The sequence below is a fragment of the Mycobacterium marinum genome, from assembly GCF_003391395.1.
Lineage (GTDB): Bacteria > Actinomycetota > Actinomycetes > Mycobacteriales > Mycobacteriaceae > Mycobacterium > Mycobacterium marinum.
The window spans coordinates 1,434,024-1,448,611 of the sequence record NZ_CP024190.1; the positions used below are offsets into that span (position 1 = coordinate 1,434,024).

Genomic DNA, 14,588 nt, shown 5'->3' on the forward strand with positions numbered 1-14,588 from the left:
GATCGCCGGCTCAGCGTTGGCAGGCCGGGCACCAGTACCGCACCCGCTCGCCGGAGCCGTCAGGCCCTTGGCGCTCGATGCCGGTCGCGCAGCGCCGGCATGGCTGACCGGCCCTGCCGTAGACCCACAACTGCCGACCGGCGCGGGTGTCGCCGGTGGTGGTGCGGTTCCAGCGCAGCCGGTTGGCCCACAGCATTTCTCGAGCGCGGGTAACCAGGCGCAGCGGCTTGGCAACGTCGCTGACCGGCGCGGTTGGCAGGTGTCCGCTGACGAAGCACAGCTCGTTGCAGTAAACGTTGCCGATCCCGGCCAGCACCCGTTGATCGAGCAGTGCCTCGGCGATGCAACGATGCGGGGCGGCGGCCAGGTTGGCGGCCGCGATGTGTGGATCCCAGTCCTCACCCAGCAGATCGGGCCCCAGATGCGCGACGACGGCGCCCTCGTTGTCGCGCTCCAGCAGCTCCAGCACGCCCAGGTCAACGCCCACTGCCCGGATATCGTTGGCTTCCAGGATGATTCGTGCGCGGTGGTCTACCCGCGCCGGCCGGTCGCCGACTCGCCAGCTGCCGTCCATCTTCAGATGGGAGTGAATGCTGACCAGAGCGGTCCGGATGAACAGATGCTTGCCGCGGCTTTGCACCTCCTCCACCACTTGCCCGGTCAGGTCCACGGTCGCGAACCGCGGCACCCGAATATCGCAGCGGGTCAGCGTTTTTCCGGCCAGGTATTGACGCAGCGTGGCTGCGGTGTGCCAGACGGTGTCACCCTCGGGCATGGCTCACCGAAGCCGCAGACCGCGAGGCGTGCGTAGGAAGCCGGCATCGGCCAGGGCGGTGACCGCCAGGCTCGCCTGGCCTGCCCCGGCCTGTAGCACCGGCACTCCGTTGATTCGCTCGACCAATAGTGACCCGACCCGCCGGGTGGCGACCAGCTCAGCCAGCGCGATGGCTGCCGCAGCGTTGGCCTCGGGGTCGTCGGTGAAGGTCAGCAGCGTTCGCCCGCCTCGTTCGAGGAACCAGGCCAGGGCGCCATCCACCAGCACGACCAGTGCCCCGGCCTTGCGGCCTGGGCGGGCCCCGACGTTGGAACCGTCGTCGTCCGAAGTGGGCCACGGCAGCGCGGCGCCATAGGGGTTGGCCGGGTCGGCGGCGGCCAGCAGCACGGCCTGATACTGCGGACGCCGACTGTCGGTGAAAGCGCCCGGATCGTCGAGGTAGCTGCGCAATCTGTCGACGGTGGCCGCGACGGCGAATTGCGCACCACCGAGCGACTCGATGAAGTAACCCCGTTGGCATCGCCCGGCATCCTCGAACGCGCTCAACACCTTGTAGAGGGTCGCGAATCCGCCCGGAACACCTTCGGAGGCCACCGCACCCTTGGTCAGCACACCGTGCCGGTTCAGCAGCAGCTCGGCTTGGTAGTGGGCCCGCATCGTCGAGTCCGGCTCGGCGGGGGGCAGCAGCGACCAGCGGCCGGCCACGGTCGGGTCGACGGAACGGGGCTGGGCATGGGCGACGCGGTATCGGCTCAGCCGGGGTGGACGGTGTCCGCGATGCGCGGGGGCGGAGCGTTTTCGGCTCCCCAGGCCGCCGCCACCGAGCAATGCCCGCACCGGCGCGAACGTGTCGCCGCAGACCCGGCCGGCCCAGATCAGTTCCCATAGGGCGGCCTTGATCGCCGCCTCATCCGGTCTGTCGCCGATGAGCTGGCGGAAGAAGTAGGCACCTCCGCCGGCCAGCGTGTCCAGGATCGCCCGGTGGGTTTCGCTGAACTCGATCTCGGCGGGTGCGGCCAGTGTCAACGGAGCCGAATCGGCAAGGTGCAGCGTCACCCAACCGTCACTGCCCGAAATGGATCCGGCGCCCGCCCAGGTGACTTCGCCGGTGGCAAGCAGCTCGTCGAGCATCGCCGGGGAATAGTCGCGCACCCGCGGGGCCAGTACCAGCGGTTCCAGCGCGGACGCGGGGATCCGCACGCCGGCGAGCTGATCGATCACCGATGCCAGCCGGTCAATACCGCCGTGGCCCGAGTCGGCGCCGCCCACCTGGTGCCACTCCGGCAGGAATCGCCCGTAGGCAGCGGTACTGACCGGCTCAACCTGGGCCCGCAGCGCGGCCAACGAACGGCGCCGCAAGATGCGCAACACCTCGGCATCGCACCACTGCTCGGACCCCGCGCCGCCAAAGACCCCGGTGGCGACGAAATCGCCGCGCACCAAGCGCCCATCACCGGCGAGCCGGCCCAGCACATCCGCGGTCACCCGCAGTCCCAAGCCGAACCTGCCCGCGGCCTCGGCGGTGGTGAACGGCGGGTGGGTGCGTGCGTAGCGGCCCAGCAGCTCCGCCAACGGGTCGGCCACCGCCTCGGTAAAGGCGGCCGGTAAGCCCACCGGAACCGCCGCGCCGACGCCGTCGCGCAGTCGGCCGATGTCCTCGACAGCCACCCACCAACTGCGGCCCGCGTAGGACACTTCTAGCGCGCGCCGCGCGGCACGCAGGCCCTCTAGCCAGCCGCCGATGTCGGTGCCGCCGGTCGCCTCGGCCCGCGCCTCAACCTCGTCCTCGGTTAGTGGCCCCAGCAGCCGCAGCAGATCCGCCACCCCTTCCGCGTCGCGGGCGGCCCGATCGGCGGACAGGTGCTGCAATTGGCGGCCGGTCGCGGCGATCACCTCGGGGTCCAGCAGCTCGCGCAACTCGACGCGGCCGAGCAACTCGGCCAGCAGCGTGCTGTCCAGTGACAGCGCCGCGGCGCGGCGCTCGGCCAGCGGCACATCGCCCTCGTACATGAACGCGCCGACGTAGCCGAACAGCAGCGACGCCGCGAACGGGGAGGGCTTGGTGGTCTCGGTCTCGGCCACCCGAACCCGGCGCTGGGCGATGTCGGTCATCAGGGTGGTCAGCGTCGGAACGTCATAGACATCCTGCAGACACTCGCGCACCGTTTCCAGCACCATCGGGAAGTCGGGGTACTTGCGCGCCACATCCAGCAACTGCGCGGCGCGCTGGCGCTGGTGCCACAACGGTGACCGCCGGCCGGGATGGCGGCGGGGGAGCAGCAGCGCCCGGGCCGCCGACTCCCGGAATCGGGAGGCGAACAACGCCGAAGCGCCCACTTCGGCGGTCACGATCGCGTCGATCTCGTCGGCGTCGAAAAGGAACAGCTCGGCGCCCGGGGGCGTTTCGGTGCCGGTGTCGGAAATGCTGTCGGGCAATCGAACAACGATGCCGTCATCGGAGGCCGTTGGCTTCTCGTCGAGGCCGTAGCGATCACGCAGTCGCCGGCCGACTGCCAGCGCTAGTGGGCCGTGCACCCGCAGGCCGTAGGGCGAGTGCAGGACTACCCGCCAGTCGCCGAGCTCGTCGCGGAAGCGCTCGACCAGCAGCGTGGTGTCGGTGGGTACCACCCGGGTCGCGGTCTTCTGGTCGTCGAGCAGTCCCCACAGGTTGTCCGTCGCGAAAACGTCGAAACCCAACCCCGCACAGCGCTTGTCAAACTCCTCGCGGTCCAGCCGGGCCAACTCGCCGGTGAGCGCGCCCAGCGCGGCGCCCAGTTCGGCGGGGCGGCCGACGTCGTCACCGCGCCAGAAGGGCAGCCGAGCGGGCTCGCCTGGAGCGGGTATCACCAGCACCCGGTCATGGGTGATCTCGGTGATTCTCCAGCTGGTGGCACCCAGCGAGATCACGTCACCTGGCCGGGACTCGTAGACCATCTCCTCGTCGAGTTCGCCTACCCGCGAGGGCTTTTCCGATTCGCTGGCCAGGTAGACGGTGAACAAGCCGCGGTCGGGGATGGCGCCGCCGGAGGTGACGGCCAGGCGCTGCGCCCCGGGGCGTGCGGTCAGCGTTCCGGTTCCGCGGTCGTAGACCAGTCGTGGGCGCAACTCGGCGAATTCGGTGGACGGATACTTGCCCGACAGCAGATCCAGCGTGGCCTCGAAGACGCTGCGCGGCAGCGTGGCGAAGGAAGCGCTGCGGCGCACGGTGTCGAACCATTGATCGGCGTCGAGCGGCTCCAGGGCGGCGGCGGCGACCGTGTGCTGGGCCAGGATGTCCAGCGGGTTGGCCGGCACCCGCATGGTCTCGATCTGGCCGGTGCGCATGCGCTGCACGCTGATCGCGCAGCCGAGCAGGTCGGTGCGGTGCTTGGGGAACAGCACCCCGCGGGAAACCTCGCCGACCTGGTGGCCAGCCCGCCCGATGCGTTGCAGGCCGCTGGCCACCGACGGCGGTGCTTCCACCTGAATCACCAGATCGACGGCCCCCATGTCGATCCCGAGTTCCAGGCTCGAGGTTGCCACCACCGCCTTGAGCGCTCCGCGTTTGAGGTCCTCCTCGACCTGGGCGCGCTGTTCCTTGCTGACCGAACCGTGGTGGGCCCGGGCCAGCAGAGTGGGAGCGCCGAAGGTCTGCCCACTGGCCATGATCTGGGCCGGGGCGCCGCCGGCAACCTGCGTGTTGGCCTCCGACGGGAGCGTCACGCCGGACCGCTCCGCGTGAATCTCGTTGAGCCGTGCGGTAAGCCGTTCGGCTAGTCGCCGCGAATTGGCAAACACGATGGTCGAGTTGTGCGACTCGATGAGGTCGACCAACCGAGCCTCCACATCGGGCCAGATGGTGTTGTTCGCCAAGTTGGCCATGTCAGCCACCGGAACCTGCACCGTGAGGTCGAAGGTCTTGGCCGAATGCGGGGCGACGATGGTGGTCGGCACCGATCCGGACAGGAACCGGGCGAGTTCCTCGGGCGGTCGTACGGTCGCCGAAAGCCCGATGCGCTGCGCGGGGGGCCCGGCGCGGCGATCGGGGGCCAGTTGGTCGAGTCGCTCCAGGGATAGCGCCAGGTGCGCTCCACGCTTGGTGGCCGCGATCGCGTGGATCTCGTCGACGATGACGGTCTGCACCCCGGCCAACGTCTCGCGTGCGGCCGAGGTCAACATCAGAAACAGGGACTCCGGGGTGGTGATCAGCACGTCGGGCGGTCGCGTGATGAGTTGCCGGCGCACCGCCGACGGTGTGTCACCCGAGCGGACCCCGACGCTGATCTGCGGTGGGGGCAGACCCCGGCGTTCGGCAAGCCGGGTGAGCCCGGCCAGCGGCGTGCGCAGGTTGCGCTCCACATCGACCGCCAGGGCCTTCAGCGGCGACACGTAGAGCACCCGGGTGCCGGCCGTGCGGTCGGGGCAACAGGCCAGGCTGTCCAGGGCCCACAGGAACGCGGCGAGCGTCTTACCCGAGCCGGTCGGGGCTATCACCAACGTGTTGTCGCCGGCCGCGATGGCGGCCCAGGCGCTGGCCTGTGCCGGGGTGGGCGCGGCGAAGGTGTTGGTGAACCATTCGCGAGTGATCGCGCTGAACCGCCCCAAGGCTTCGGGGCCCAGGGGTTCGGGGCGCGCGGTGCTCACCTAGCCATGGTGCCAACGGGCACCGACAAAAACTATTGCGGCGTGTGTCGGGCGGTCGCCATCGCCTCGGCGAGCTCGCCGGGAATCTCGGGCACCCGCGCGATCGAGTCCAGCAGCGTGTGCGCACAGGCATCGGCGAGGCGGTCGGCGTCGGTGCTGGGGTCCATGATCCGCTGACGGCAGATTTCGAAGGTGAACGCCAACCAGCCGTAGATGATCACCCGCAGGTCACGCTCGACATGCTGGGCCAGCGCGGTGCTGCCCGGAATGCCGCTCACGACTTGGCCGATTCGGGTCATGATGTGTTCCATCTGGCGGTTCTTGGCCTCGTCATCGATGCCCAGCAGAACCGGATCGGAGCGTCCCAGGCCCACGTAGGCGGCCCAGGCGGCCTCCGGGTTCTGTTGGTGGTAGGCCATGTAGGCCAGCACGCCGAGGCGGATCTCCTCGAACATCGTCATTCCGACGGGGGACTCGATGCTGGTGGCCTCGTAGAGCCGATCCGCCTCGTCCTTGACGACCGCCGCGAAGAACGTCCGCTTGTCCGGGAAGTAGTGATACATCAGCGCACGCGAAACCCCGGCGCGCTCCGCAATCTCATCGATGCGGACCTCGTCGTAAGGTCGCTTCCCGAAAACTTCCGCCCCCAGGGCGAGCAGTTCAGCGCGTCGATCCTCGGGGGATAACCGCCTTCTGGCTGTCGCCATGGGGAAGATACTACTCACGCGGCCAACGTCCTCCGCTAGCGCGCAGGCTCACCCAAACTGCACGCCCTGGGCCAGCGGCAGCTCGGTGGAGTAGTTGATGGTGTTGGTGGCGCGGCGCATATACGCCTTCCAAGCATCCGAACCGGACTCGCGACCGCCGCCGGTCTGCTTCTCGCCGCCGAACGCGCCGCCGATCTCCGCGCCCGATGTCCCGATGTTGACGTTGGCGATCCCGCAGTCGGATGCGGCCAGGAAGCGCTCGGCCTCACGCAGGTCGTTGGTGAAGATCGCCGACGAGAGTCCTTGCGGTACAGCATTGTTGAGCGCGATCGCGTCATCTAGATCGTCGTAGGTGAGGACGTAGAGGATGGGGGCGAAGGTTTCGGTCGCCACAATGGCGGTCTGTGCCGGCATCCGGACCACCGCCGGTGCGACGTAATAGCCGCCCGCGGGGCCGTCCCGGCGCGGGTTGGGGTCGATCACCTCGCCGCCCTCGGCGCGCGCCTGGTCCAGCGCGCCCAGCATGTCGCGGTAGGCGGTCTCATGGATCAGCGGGCCGATCAGGGTCGCCGGATCGCACGGATCGCCGACCGGCAGCGTGCGGCAGGCGGCGACGACGCGCGCCACCACATCGTCGGCCACGGAGCTGTGCACGATCAGGCGGCGCAGGCTGGTGCAGCGCTGCCCGGCGGTACCGGCGGCGGCGAACACGATGCCCCGCACCGCCAGGTCCAGGTCGGCCGATGGCGTCACAATGACCGCGTTGTTGCCGCCCAGTTCCAGCAGTACCCGGCCGAATCGCCGGGCGACCCGGGGCCCCACCTGCTGGCCCATGCGCACCGAACCCGTCGCGGACAGCAACGCGATGCGCGGGTCATCGACGAGTTGTTCACCCAGCTCGGCCCCACCCAGCACCACAGCGCCCACCGACGGCGGCGCGCCGACGTCGGCAGCGGCCCGGGTCAGCAGTGTCTGGCAGGCCAGCGCCGTCAATGGCGCCAGCTCCGAGGGCTTCCACAGCACGGTGTCGCCGCACACCAGCGCCACCGCGGTGTTCCATGCCCAAACCGCAACCGGGAAGTTGAACGCGGTGATCACGCCGACCACACCGAGTGGATGCCAGGTCTCCATGAGCCGGTGCCCGGGGCGCTCGGAGGCGATGGTGAGGCCGTAGAGCTGGCGGGACAGGCCGACCGCGAACTCGCAGATATCGATCATTTCCTGCACTTCGCCCAGCGCCTCGGAGCCGGTCTTGCCGACTTCGATCGTCACCAGCTCGGCCAGGTCGTGCTTGTGTGCGCTGATCAACTCACCGAGGCGGGCCACCAATGCGCCGCGCACCGGCGCCGGCGTGCTTCGCCATTGGGTGAACGCGGCGTGCGCGTCGGCGATGCTGCGCTCGGTCTGTTCGGCAGTGGTGGCCGTCAGGGTGAACAGCGTCTCGCAGGTGATAGGCGTGCTCGACGGCATCCCGTGTCCGCCCGGCTCATCGAGGCTGGCGGTCACGCCGACCGCCTCGAGCGCCTTGCGTACCCGGTCACGTAGCTCATCTGAGTGGGTCATTGGCCCCGCTCGCTCCTTTTCGCTGTTTGTCGCTGTCTGTGGCTGCTTGTCGCCGATTGTCGCTGCGCCGTGCACCGTCATCGCGCCCGCTCGGTGGCGAGTGCATCGTAGAGCGAGTACGGGTCGTAGATGTCGCGGTCGATGGCCCCCGCCAACCACCCCACGTGGTAATCGGGGTCGCTGTCAGCGGCGCCGGTCGCCTGCCCGGTGCGGGTATCGCCGTCCAGGTTGGAGCGGAAGATGCCGGCCGCCGAGGCGGGCAGGAAGTCCTCATAGACGATAGGCGCCGACGGATCACCGGCGCGGTAATAGGCCAGACCCTGCGCCGCCAGCTCGGCATCGGTCGCCGGAAAGTGGTCGCTCCAGATCGTGGCTGGGTCGCCGGTTCCGGCGAGCCGTGCCATCGCGGCGTCGTAGCGCTCCCGTCCGCGTGGCGTCAGCGCGACGCCGCGCGCCTCGACCTCGCCGAACCGCACCCGCAGGCTGCCCTCGGTGACGGTGCCATCGGCACCGCGGAACAGTCGTGGCTCGGCCAATGCGCGAAACGACGTCTGGCGCAACAGCACCGCGGGTCCGTCGGTGCGCGGCGGACCCTGGATCGCCTCGATCATGGTGATGCCGCGCCCGGTCATCCTCGCGTAGAGGTCGTCGATGTCGAGCACGCGTGGCGTGAGGTGGTTGATGTGGGTCGAGCCGACGCCCGCGATGTCGGCCGCCACCGCCGACACCCGCGAGAGCTCGTCGTACCACGCCTTGTCGATCGGCTCGCGCGAGAGCGCGAACGCCGCCACGGCTTTGGCGACGAAGTCCGGTGCCTGCGCGGCGTCGCAGCCGCCTTCGGCGGCGATCACGCGGGCCTGGGCCAGCAGCGCGGGGTCGAACAGTTGCCGGCGGCCCAGAAATGTCAGCACCCGCGCGCGCAGCCCGGAATCGAAGAACCGGCTGTCGCCGGTGGCCAGCATCGAGGTGAACACCCGAAAGGGGTTGTTCGCCAATTCCTCGGCGTCGATTGGGCGGAATGCGGTGGATACCACGGGAATCGGCGACCGGGCCGAGCGCAGGTCGTAGAAGCCCACCGCGAACATGCCGAACGCGGCGAACAGGTCGGCGACGGCGGCAAGTTCGGCGGGGCTGCCCACCCGGATGGCGCCGTGGCGCTCGGCGGTGACCCGCTGCAGTGATCCCAGCCGTTCGGCGCCGGGGTGCGCTGCCACATAGTCACGGTTCACCTCTGCGGTGACGTCCACCAGCGTGCTGTAGGCGGGGACTTCGCCGGCATACATGGCTGACAGTCCCGCGGCGAAGCGGGCCCGCAGCTCCCAGGTAACCAGCTTGTTCGTCGAACTCATGGTGCGCCCTGGCTGCTGCGATAGTCTGCGCCCATGGGTGAGACGCTCGACGACATCGACCGGATCCTGGTGCGCCAGCTGGTCTCCGACGGGCGTGCGACCCTTGCGGAGCTGGCGGCCAGTGCCGGTCTTTCGGTCTCGGCGGTCCAATCGCGGGTGCGCAGACTGGAGGCACGCGGTGTGGTGACCGGGTACTCGGCGCGCGTCGACCCCGAGGCGGTGGGGCACTTTCTATCGGCGTTCGTGGCGATTACTCCTCTTGATCCTTCCCAACCCGATGATGCGCCCGCCCGTCTGGAACACATCCATGAGGTTGAGTCGTGTCATTCGGTGGCCGGCGAAGAGAGCTATGTCCTGCTGGTGCGGGTTGTCTCCGCGCGGGCGCTGGAGGACCTGCTGCAGCGGATCCGGGCAACCGCTAACGTGCGCACGCGAAGCACCATCATTTTGAATACTTTTTACAGTGATCGGCAGTTCATACCATAATCTTTCCGGCCCAAGGGTAATGTTTTCGTAAATAGCACGCTAGCATGGTCGGTATGACTGCCGCCGTGAGATCCACCGTGCCTGCATGCCAGCAAATAGAAGCAGATGACGTCCAGGAGGTGCTGGGGCGCAGCATGCTGGTCGATGGTTTCGACCTGGTGCTCGATCTGTCCCAATCCGCCGGCTCGTATCTGGTCGACGCCCGAACCGGTCGGCGCTACCTGGACATGTTCACTTTCTTCGCCTCGTCGGCATTGGGGATGAACCACCCGGGATTGGCCGAGGACGAGCAGTTCCGCGCCGAACTACTTGAGGCGGCGCTGAACAAGCCCAGCAACGCCGACGTCTACTCGGTGCCGATGGCGCGCTTCGTCCAGACTTTCGTGCGGGTGCTGGGCGACCCGGCGCTGCCGCACCTGTTCTTCGTCGACGGTGGCGCGTTGGCGGTCGAAAACGCGCTGAAGGTGGCTTTTGACTGGAAGAGCCGGCACAACCAGGCACTCGGCATCGATGCGGGGCTGGGCACCAAGGTGCTGCACCTACGTGGGGCGTTTCACGGCCGCAGCGGCTACACGTTGTCGCTGACCAACACCAAGCCGGTCAATGTCGCTCGCTTCCCGACGTTCGACTGGCCGCGCATCGATGCTCCATACATTCGGCCGGATGCCGACATGGATACCGTGGAGGCGGAGTCCTTGGCTCAGGCCCGCGCCGCGTTCGAGGCGCACCCCCACGACATCGCCTGCTTTATCGCCGAACCCATTCAAGGTGAAGGTGGTGACCGGCATTTCCGGCCCGAGTTCTTCGCGGCGATGCGACGGCTCTGCGACGAACACGATGCGCTGCTGATCTTCGACGAGGTCCAGACGGGTTGCGCAATGACCGGAACTCCCTGGGCTTACCAGCAGTTCGGGGTGAAACCCGATGTCGTGGCGTTCGGCAAGAAGACCCAGGTGTGCGGGGTGATGGCCGGCGGCCGGGTCGACGAGATCGTCGACAACGTGTTTGCCGTCTCGTCGCGGCTCAACTCGACCTGGGGCGGCAATCTCACCGACATGGTGCGCGCTCGCCGCATTCTGGAAGTGATCGAGGCCGAAGGATTGGTCGATAACGCGGCCGAGCAGGGCCGCTACCTGCGTGCCCAATTCGATGAGCTGGCCAAGGACTTGCCGGCGGTGGTTCTGCATCCCCGTGGGTGTGGCCTGATGTGCGCTTTCGACCTGCCGACCACCGCCGATCGCGACGAATTGATTCAGCGCCTGTGGCAGCGGGCGGTCATTGCGTTGCCGGCCGGTAAGGTCAGTGTGCGATTTCGTCCCGCGCTGACCGTCGGTCGCGACGAAATCGATCTGGCCATAGCGGCCGTGCGTAGCGCATTATCGGCGATGACCTGAGCCGCGCGCCGTTTATCCCAGCTCCCGGCGGGGTATTCGGTTTGCTGTGTATCCACAGAACGCAGGATTGGGGTTCAGGATGCAAAGGGTGCATGAGCGATCAGATGGTGATCGCCTCGGGCAGGATGACGAAGAGGTCCGAGCTGCTATCCGCTTTGCGGCCCTGGCGGCCAGCGCCGGCGTCGGCTTCCTCATCATGGCGGCGTTATGGGTCAGTACGTGCGGCGGACGCGCGGGAGTCGACACCGCGGCGTGTGGCCTGCCCGAGCGCACCTTGCTCGCGCTCGGGGCGCCGGCGATCCTGTTCGCCAGCGGGATATGGGCCTTCGTGCGCACCTATCGCGTGTGGCGTGACGGGGGCACCTGGTGGGGGTGGCACGGCGCCGGCTGGTTTTTGCTGACGCTGATGGTGGTGGCTCTTTCCCTGGGCGTTCCGTCAATTGCGGGTCCAGTACTGGCGCTTTGACAAAGAATTTGCCGAATTTGCCCTGATCACTCCACATCCTGTGCCCGGAGTTCTACCGTTGAAGGTAATGCCTGGTAATGGCATTAATCGCGGGATAGCAGAGGAGGAGCCATGGGGGACACCTATCGTGACCCCGTCGACCACTTGCGGACGACGCGGCCACTCGCAGGCGAGTCGCTGATCGACGTGCTGCACTGGCCTGGGTACCTCTTGGTCGTGGCGGGCGTAATCGGCGGCGTCGGGTCGCTGGCGGCCTTCGGTACCGGGCATCACTCCGAGGGCATGGCTTCCGGCGTGGTCGCGCTCACTGTCGCCGTGGTCGGTTTGATCTGGCTGGCGTTCGAGCATCGACGGGTTCGCAGGATTGCCGATCGCTGGTACAGCGAACACCCCGAAGTCCGTCGACAGCGGCTGGCCAGCTAGACGCCATTGGTGAGCACCCCGCCGTCGCTTGGCGGCTGCGACGAGTCCGCCCCCGCCGCATCGGTGCTTGTTGGTGCGTGTTGGTGTTTGTCGCGGCTGCGGGGTGGGGCCATCTCGGCGGTACCCGGTACGCGAAGAATCACGCAATCGAAAATCGATTCGCGGTTTTACCGGCGGTAGCGACTGGGTATCAGGTCTAAACCATGATGAGTACCGGCATTGTTGCGTCCGCGTTGTCACCCCATCATGGGGGACAAAATCGCCAAAGCACCGACCTAGATTTCCACTGCGACCACGATCACGACGACCGACGTCATCCCGGCAAACATCGCGATTTGCTCGAGCCGGCGCGTCCGGACTGTGTCGGTCCCGCCCGCCTCGCCGGTAGCTGGTTGAATACCCGGTGGCGATCATGACCAACCGGCTGCAACGCTGGGCCCAAAGCGGGACTCAAAGCGAGAGTACTGTCGGTGCAAAATTGCCGGGAGGCCAGATGACCGATGCGGATCCGCGCATCAACAAGCGCGAACGCGGCCACCGTGCCGTCGAACTCAACGTTGCTGCGCGCTTGGAGAACCTGTCGATGCTGCGCACCCTGGTTGGTGCCATCGGCACGTTTGAAGACTTGGATTTCGACGCTGTGGCAGACCTGCGGCTGGCGGTCGACGAGGTGTGTACTCGGCTGATCCGTTCGGCCACACCGGACGCCACGCTGACCCTGGTGGTGGACCCGCGCGACGACGAACTTGTGGTCCAGGCCTCTGCCGCGTGCGGTACGCACGACGTGGTGGCGCCGGGAAGTTTCAGCTGGCATGTGCTGACATCGCTGGCCGACGATGTTCAGACATTTCACGATGGTCGCCCACCTGAGGCAGCCGGCAGCGTGTTCGGCATCATGTTGACGGCTCGAAGGGTGGCCTCCGGCAGGTGACCTCCCGAACTGCCGGCGGTTCCTCTTCACGACCCAACGAATACGCCGATGTCCCGGAGATGTTTCGTGAGTTGGCCACCTTCGATGCCGACTCACCGAATTTCCAGCGCCACCGCGACACGATCGTCGAGCGCTGCTTGCCGTTGGCCGATCACATCGCCCGGCGGTTCGAGGGACGTGGCGAACCACGCGATGACCTGGTTCAGGTCGCGAGGGTCGGGCTGGTCAACGCGGTGGTCCGCTTCGATGTCGAGACGGGTTCGGATTTCGTCTCGTTCGCGGTGCCCACCATCATGGGCGAGGTCCGGCGGCATTTCCGCGACAACAGTTGGTCGGTCAAGGTTCCGCGGCGGCTGAAGGAACTGCATCTGCGGTTGGGCGCGGCCACCGCCGACCTGTCGCAGCGGCTGGGCAGGGCGCCCACCGCGACCGAACTCGCCGCCGAGCTCGAGATGGACCGAGCCGAGGTAGTCGAGGGCTTGGTAGCGGGCAGCTCCTACAACACCTTGTCCATTGACAGCGGTAGCGGTAGCGAGGACGACGACGCCCGCGCCATCGCGGACACGTTGGGTGACATGGACGCCGGTTTGGATCGGATCGAAGATCGCGAGTCGCTTCGTCCCTTGCTCGAGGCGCTGCCCGAGCGGGAGCGAACGGTGCTGGTGCTGAGGTTTTTCGACTCGATGACACAAACGCAGATCGCCGAACGGGTGGGCATCTCACAGATGCACGTCTCGCGGCTGCTGGCCAAATCCCTGGCGCGGCTGCGCGATCAGCTCGAGTAAGCGCGACCGCGCGTCCCGTTCGCGGCCGGTTTTCGCGTGCCCTAGTGTCCGTTGACCGATGTCACGTCTCGAACAGCATGAGCGCGACCCGCTCCGCAGTTGCGATCGGATCCGTGCATTCGCCCGGGTCCGACGGCAGCACGCCGTTGAGCCACAGCATCGAGAAGCCATGGATGAGCGACCACGCCGCGAGCTCGGCGCCGTGGCGATCCGCCACGGCCTTTGGATCTTGGAGCAGTGAGGCGCCCCGGGCGAGCTCCATCGAGGCGGCCGCATGCGCGGCGGCCAGATCGCTATCGGTGCGGTCGATCAGGGACCAGTCGAACATCACCGCGTAGTGGCCCGGATGCCCGATCGCAAAGCGGACGTAGGCGCGGGCGCCGTCGAGGAAGTTTCCGCGGGCCTCACGCAGTGCCTCCGCAAGCAACATGAAGCCTTGCGCCGCTAGTGCGGTGAACAATCCGCGCCGGTCGGTGAAGTGGTGGCCATAGGCATTGTGCGACACGCCAGCGCGGCGGGCCAGCTCACGCACCGACACGGCGCCAACTCCGCGCTCGGCGACCAGGGTGGCCGCTTCGGTCAGGATCGCGTCGCGCAGACCGCCATGGTGATACTGCGAGCGTTCACTCATTCGAGCATCGTACGAGTTGGCCTTGAGCCGCCACGCGTTAGCTCATGGTAAGCCAACGGGGCGGGTCCGGCCCTTCGATCGACGGGTAGGCCAACCCGTGGCGGGAGATTCGGCCCAGCTTATCGACGTTGGCGTGCCGCAGTTCCGCAGCGTCGGGACGCCGTTCGGCTACCGATACCGGTGGCTCATCAAAGTTTGCTGGCTAACGCCTGATTGTCGCGGTCTCGCGTGCTGATCGTGACTCTTGCCGGAAGATTCGCTGTGTTACGGACGTCACAGGCTAACTACGTTTGCCGATCGGCGACGTTGCGTCGAATCCTCTATTGAATGCCGGCGCCGCGAGCAAAAAGCTATGACCTGCTAGTGATTGATCGTTCCGGCTCTGTGTCGCGGCAGCCCGCCGTCTGTCGCCTCGTCAATCGGAACATTCAGCTAACTTCACACTGAGGCGCGTG

The 14,588-nt window shown here is 67.5% G+C and carries 12 protein-coding genes; 6 read left to right on the top strand and 6 right to left on the bottom strand.

Annotated features, from left to right (window positions below; translation table 11 throughout):
* Positions 1-10 precede the first annotated feature (10 nt).
* The 5 genes from nei2 to hglS form a co-directional block, all read right to left on the bottom strand.
* Positions 11-775, bottom strand: coding sequence for an endonuclease VIII Nei2 (nei2, locus tag CCUG20998_RS05980; protein ID WP_020732093.1), 765 nt, complete (start codon positions 773-775; stop codon positions 11-13).
* Positions 776-778: 3 nt separating this feature from the next.
* The gene (locus tag CCUG20998_RS05985) at positions 779-5,398 is read right to left on the bottom strand and encodes an ATP-dependent helicase (protein ID WP_020732094.1); all 4,620 of its coding nucleotides are present in this window, start codon (positions 5,396-5,398) and stop codon (positions 779-781) included.
* A 32-nt stretch (positions 5,399-5,430) separates the two neighbouring features.
* The gene (locus tag CCUG20998_RS05990; protein WP_036457364.1) at positions 5,431-6,105 is read right to left on the bottom strand and encodes a TetR/AcrR family transcriptional regulator; all 675 of its coding nucleotides are present in this window, start codon (positions 6,103-6,105) and stop codon (positions 5,431-5,433) included.
* 48 nt (positions 6,106-6,153) lie between these two features.
* Positions 6,154-7,668 carry an L-piperidine-6-carboxylate dehydrogenase gene (gene amaB, locus CCUG20998_RS05995; protein WP_020732096.1) on the bottom strand — a complete coding sequence of 505 codons (1,515 nt, stop codon included), beginning with the start codon at positions 7,666-7,668 and terminating at the stop codon, positions 6,154-6,156.
* Positions 7,669-7,745: 77 nt separating this feature from the next.
* Positions 7,746-9,017, bottom strand: coding sequence for a 2-oxoadipate dioxygenase/decarboxylase (gene hglS / locus CCUG20998_RS06000; RefSeq protein WP_020732097.1), 1,272 nt, complete (start codon positions 9,015-9,017; stop codon positions 7,746-7,748).
* Between the two features lie 33 nt (positions 9,018-9,050).
* On the opposite strand from hglS, the gene CCUG20998_RS06005 reads away from it, so the two are divergent.
* From CCUG20998_RS06005 to CCUG20998_RS06035, 6 genes are all read left to right on the top strand, one after another.
* Positions 9,051-9,503: an Lrp/AsnC family transcriptional regulator gene (locus CCUG20998_RS06005; protein ID WP_020732098.1), complete on the top strand. Its 453-nt coding sequence runs from the start codon at positions 9,051-9,053 to the stop codon at positions 9,501-9,503.
* A 53-nt stretch (positions 9,504-9,556) separates the two neighbouring features.
* A complete protein-coding gene (lat, locus tag CCUG20998_RS06010) occupies positions 9,557-10,897 on the top strand; it encodes an L-lysine 6-transaminase (RefSeq protein ID WP_036457366.1) in 1,341 nt (446 codons plus the stop codon).
* A 79-nt stretch (positions 10,898-10,976) separates the two neighbouring features.
* Positions 10,977-11,363 carry a hypothetical protein gene (locus tag CCUG20998_RS06015; protein WP_036457367.1) on the top strand — a complete coding sequence of 129 codons (387 nt, stop codon included), beginning with the start codon at positions 10,977-10,979 and terminating at the stop codon, positions 11,361-11,363.
* A gap of 111 nt (positions 11,364-11,474) precedes the next feature.
* Positions 11,475-11,786, top strand: a complete 312-nt coding sequence (gene usfY / locus CCUG20998_RS06020) for a protein UsfY (protein ID WP_012393121.1) — start codon at positions 11,475-11,477, stop codon at positions 11,784-11,786.
* A 493-nt stretch (positions 11,787-12,279) separates the two neighbouring features.
* A complete protein-coding gene (locus CCUG20998_RS06030) occupies positions 12,280-12,717 on the top strand; it encodes an anti-sigma factor RsbW (RefSeq protein WP_015354822.1) in 438 nt (145 codons plus the stop codon).
* Positions 12,714-13,502: an RNA polymerase sigma factor SigF gene (locus tag CCUG20998_RS06035; protein ID WP_020732104.1), complete on the top strand. Its 789-nt coding sequence runs from the start codon at positions 12,714-12,716 to the stop codon at positions 13,500-13,502. The genes CCUG20998_RS06030 and CCUG20998_RS06035 overlap by 4 nt, the downstream gene beginning before the upstream one ends.
* Before the next feature lie 61 nt (positions 13,503-13,563).
* Here the strand turns inward: CCUG20998_RS06035 and CCUG20998_RS06040 are convergent, their stop codons facing one another.
* Positions 13,564-14,133 carry a TetR/AcrR family transcriptional regulator gene (locus CCUG20998_RS06040; RefSeq protein WP_012393123.1) on the bottom strand — a complete coding sequence of 190 codons (570 nt, stop codon included), beginning with the start codon at positions 14,131-14,133 and terminating at the stop codon, positions 13,564-13,566.
* Between the last annotated feature and the right edge of the window lie 455 nt (positions 14,134-14,588).

Excerpts from the sequence above, each read along its gene's own strand:
- nei2 (WP_020732093.1), bottom strand. The coding sequence starts at position 775 with ATGCCCGAGGGTGACACCGTCTGGCACACCGCAGCCACGCTGCGTCAA.
- CCUG20998_RS05990 (WP_036457364.1), bottom strand. The coding sequence starts at position 6,105 with ATGGCGACAGCCAGAAGGCGGTTATCCCCCGAGGATCGACGCGCTGAA.
- amaB (WP_020732096.1), bottom strand. The coding sequence starts at position 7,668 with ATGACCCACTCAGATGAGCTACGTGACCGGGTACGCAAGGCGCTCGAG.
- hglS (WP_020732097.1), bottom strand. The coding sequence starts at position 9,017 with ATGAGTTCGACGAACAAGCTGGTTACCTGGGAGCTGCGGGCCCGCTTC.
- CCUG20998_RS06005 (WP_020732098.1), top strand. The coding sequence starts at position 9,051 with ATGGGTGAGACGCTCGACGACATCGACCGGATCCTGGTGCGCCAGCTG.
- lat (WP_036457366.1), top strand. The coding sequence starts at position 9,557 with ATGACTGCCGCCGTGAGATCCACCGTGCCTGCATGCCAGCAAATAGAA.
- CCUG20998_RS06015 (WP_036457367.1), top strand. The coding sequence starts at position 10,977 with ATGCAAAGGGTGCATGAGCGATCAGATGGTGATCGCCTCGGGCAGGAT.
- usfY (WP_012393121.1), top strand. The coding sequence starts at position 11,475 with ATGGGGGACACCTATCGTGACCCCGTCGACCACTTGCGGACGACGCGG.
- CCUG20998_RS06030 (WP_015354822.1), top strand. The coding sequence starts at position 12,280 with ATGACCGATGCGGATCCGCGCATCAACAAGCGCGAACGCGGCCACCGT.
- CCUG20998_RS06040 (WP_012393123.1), bottom strand. The coding sequence starts at position 14,133 with ATGAGTGAACGCTCGCAGTATCACCATGGCGGTCTGCGCGACGCGATC.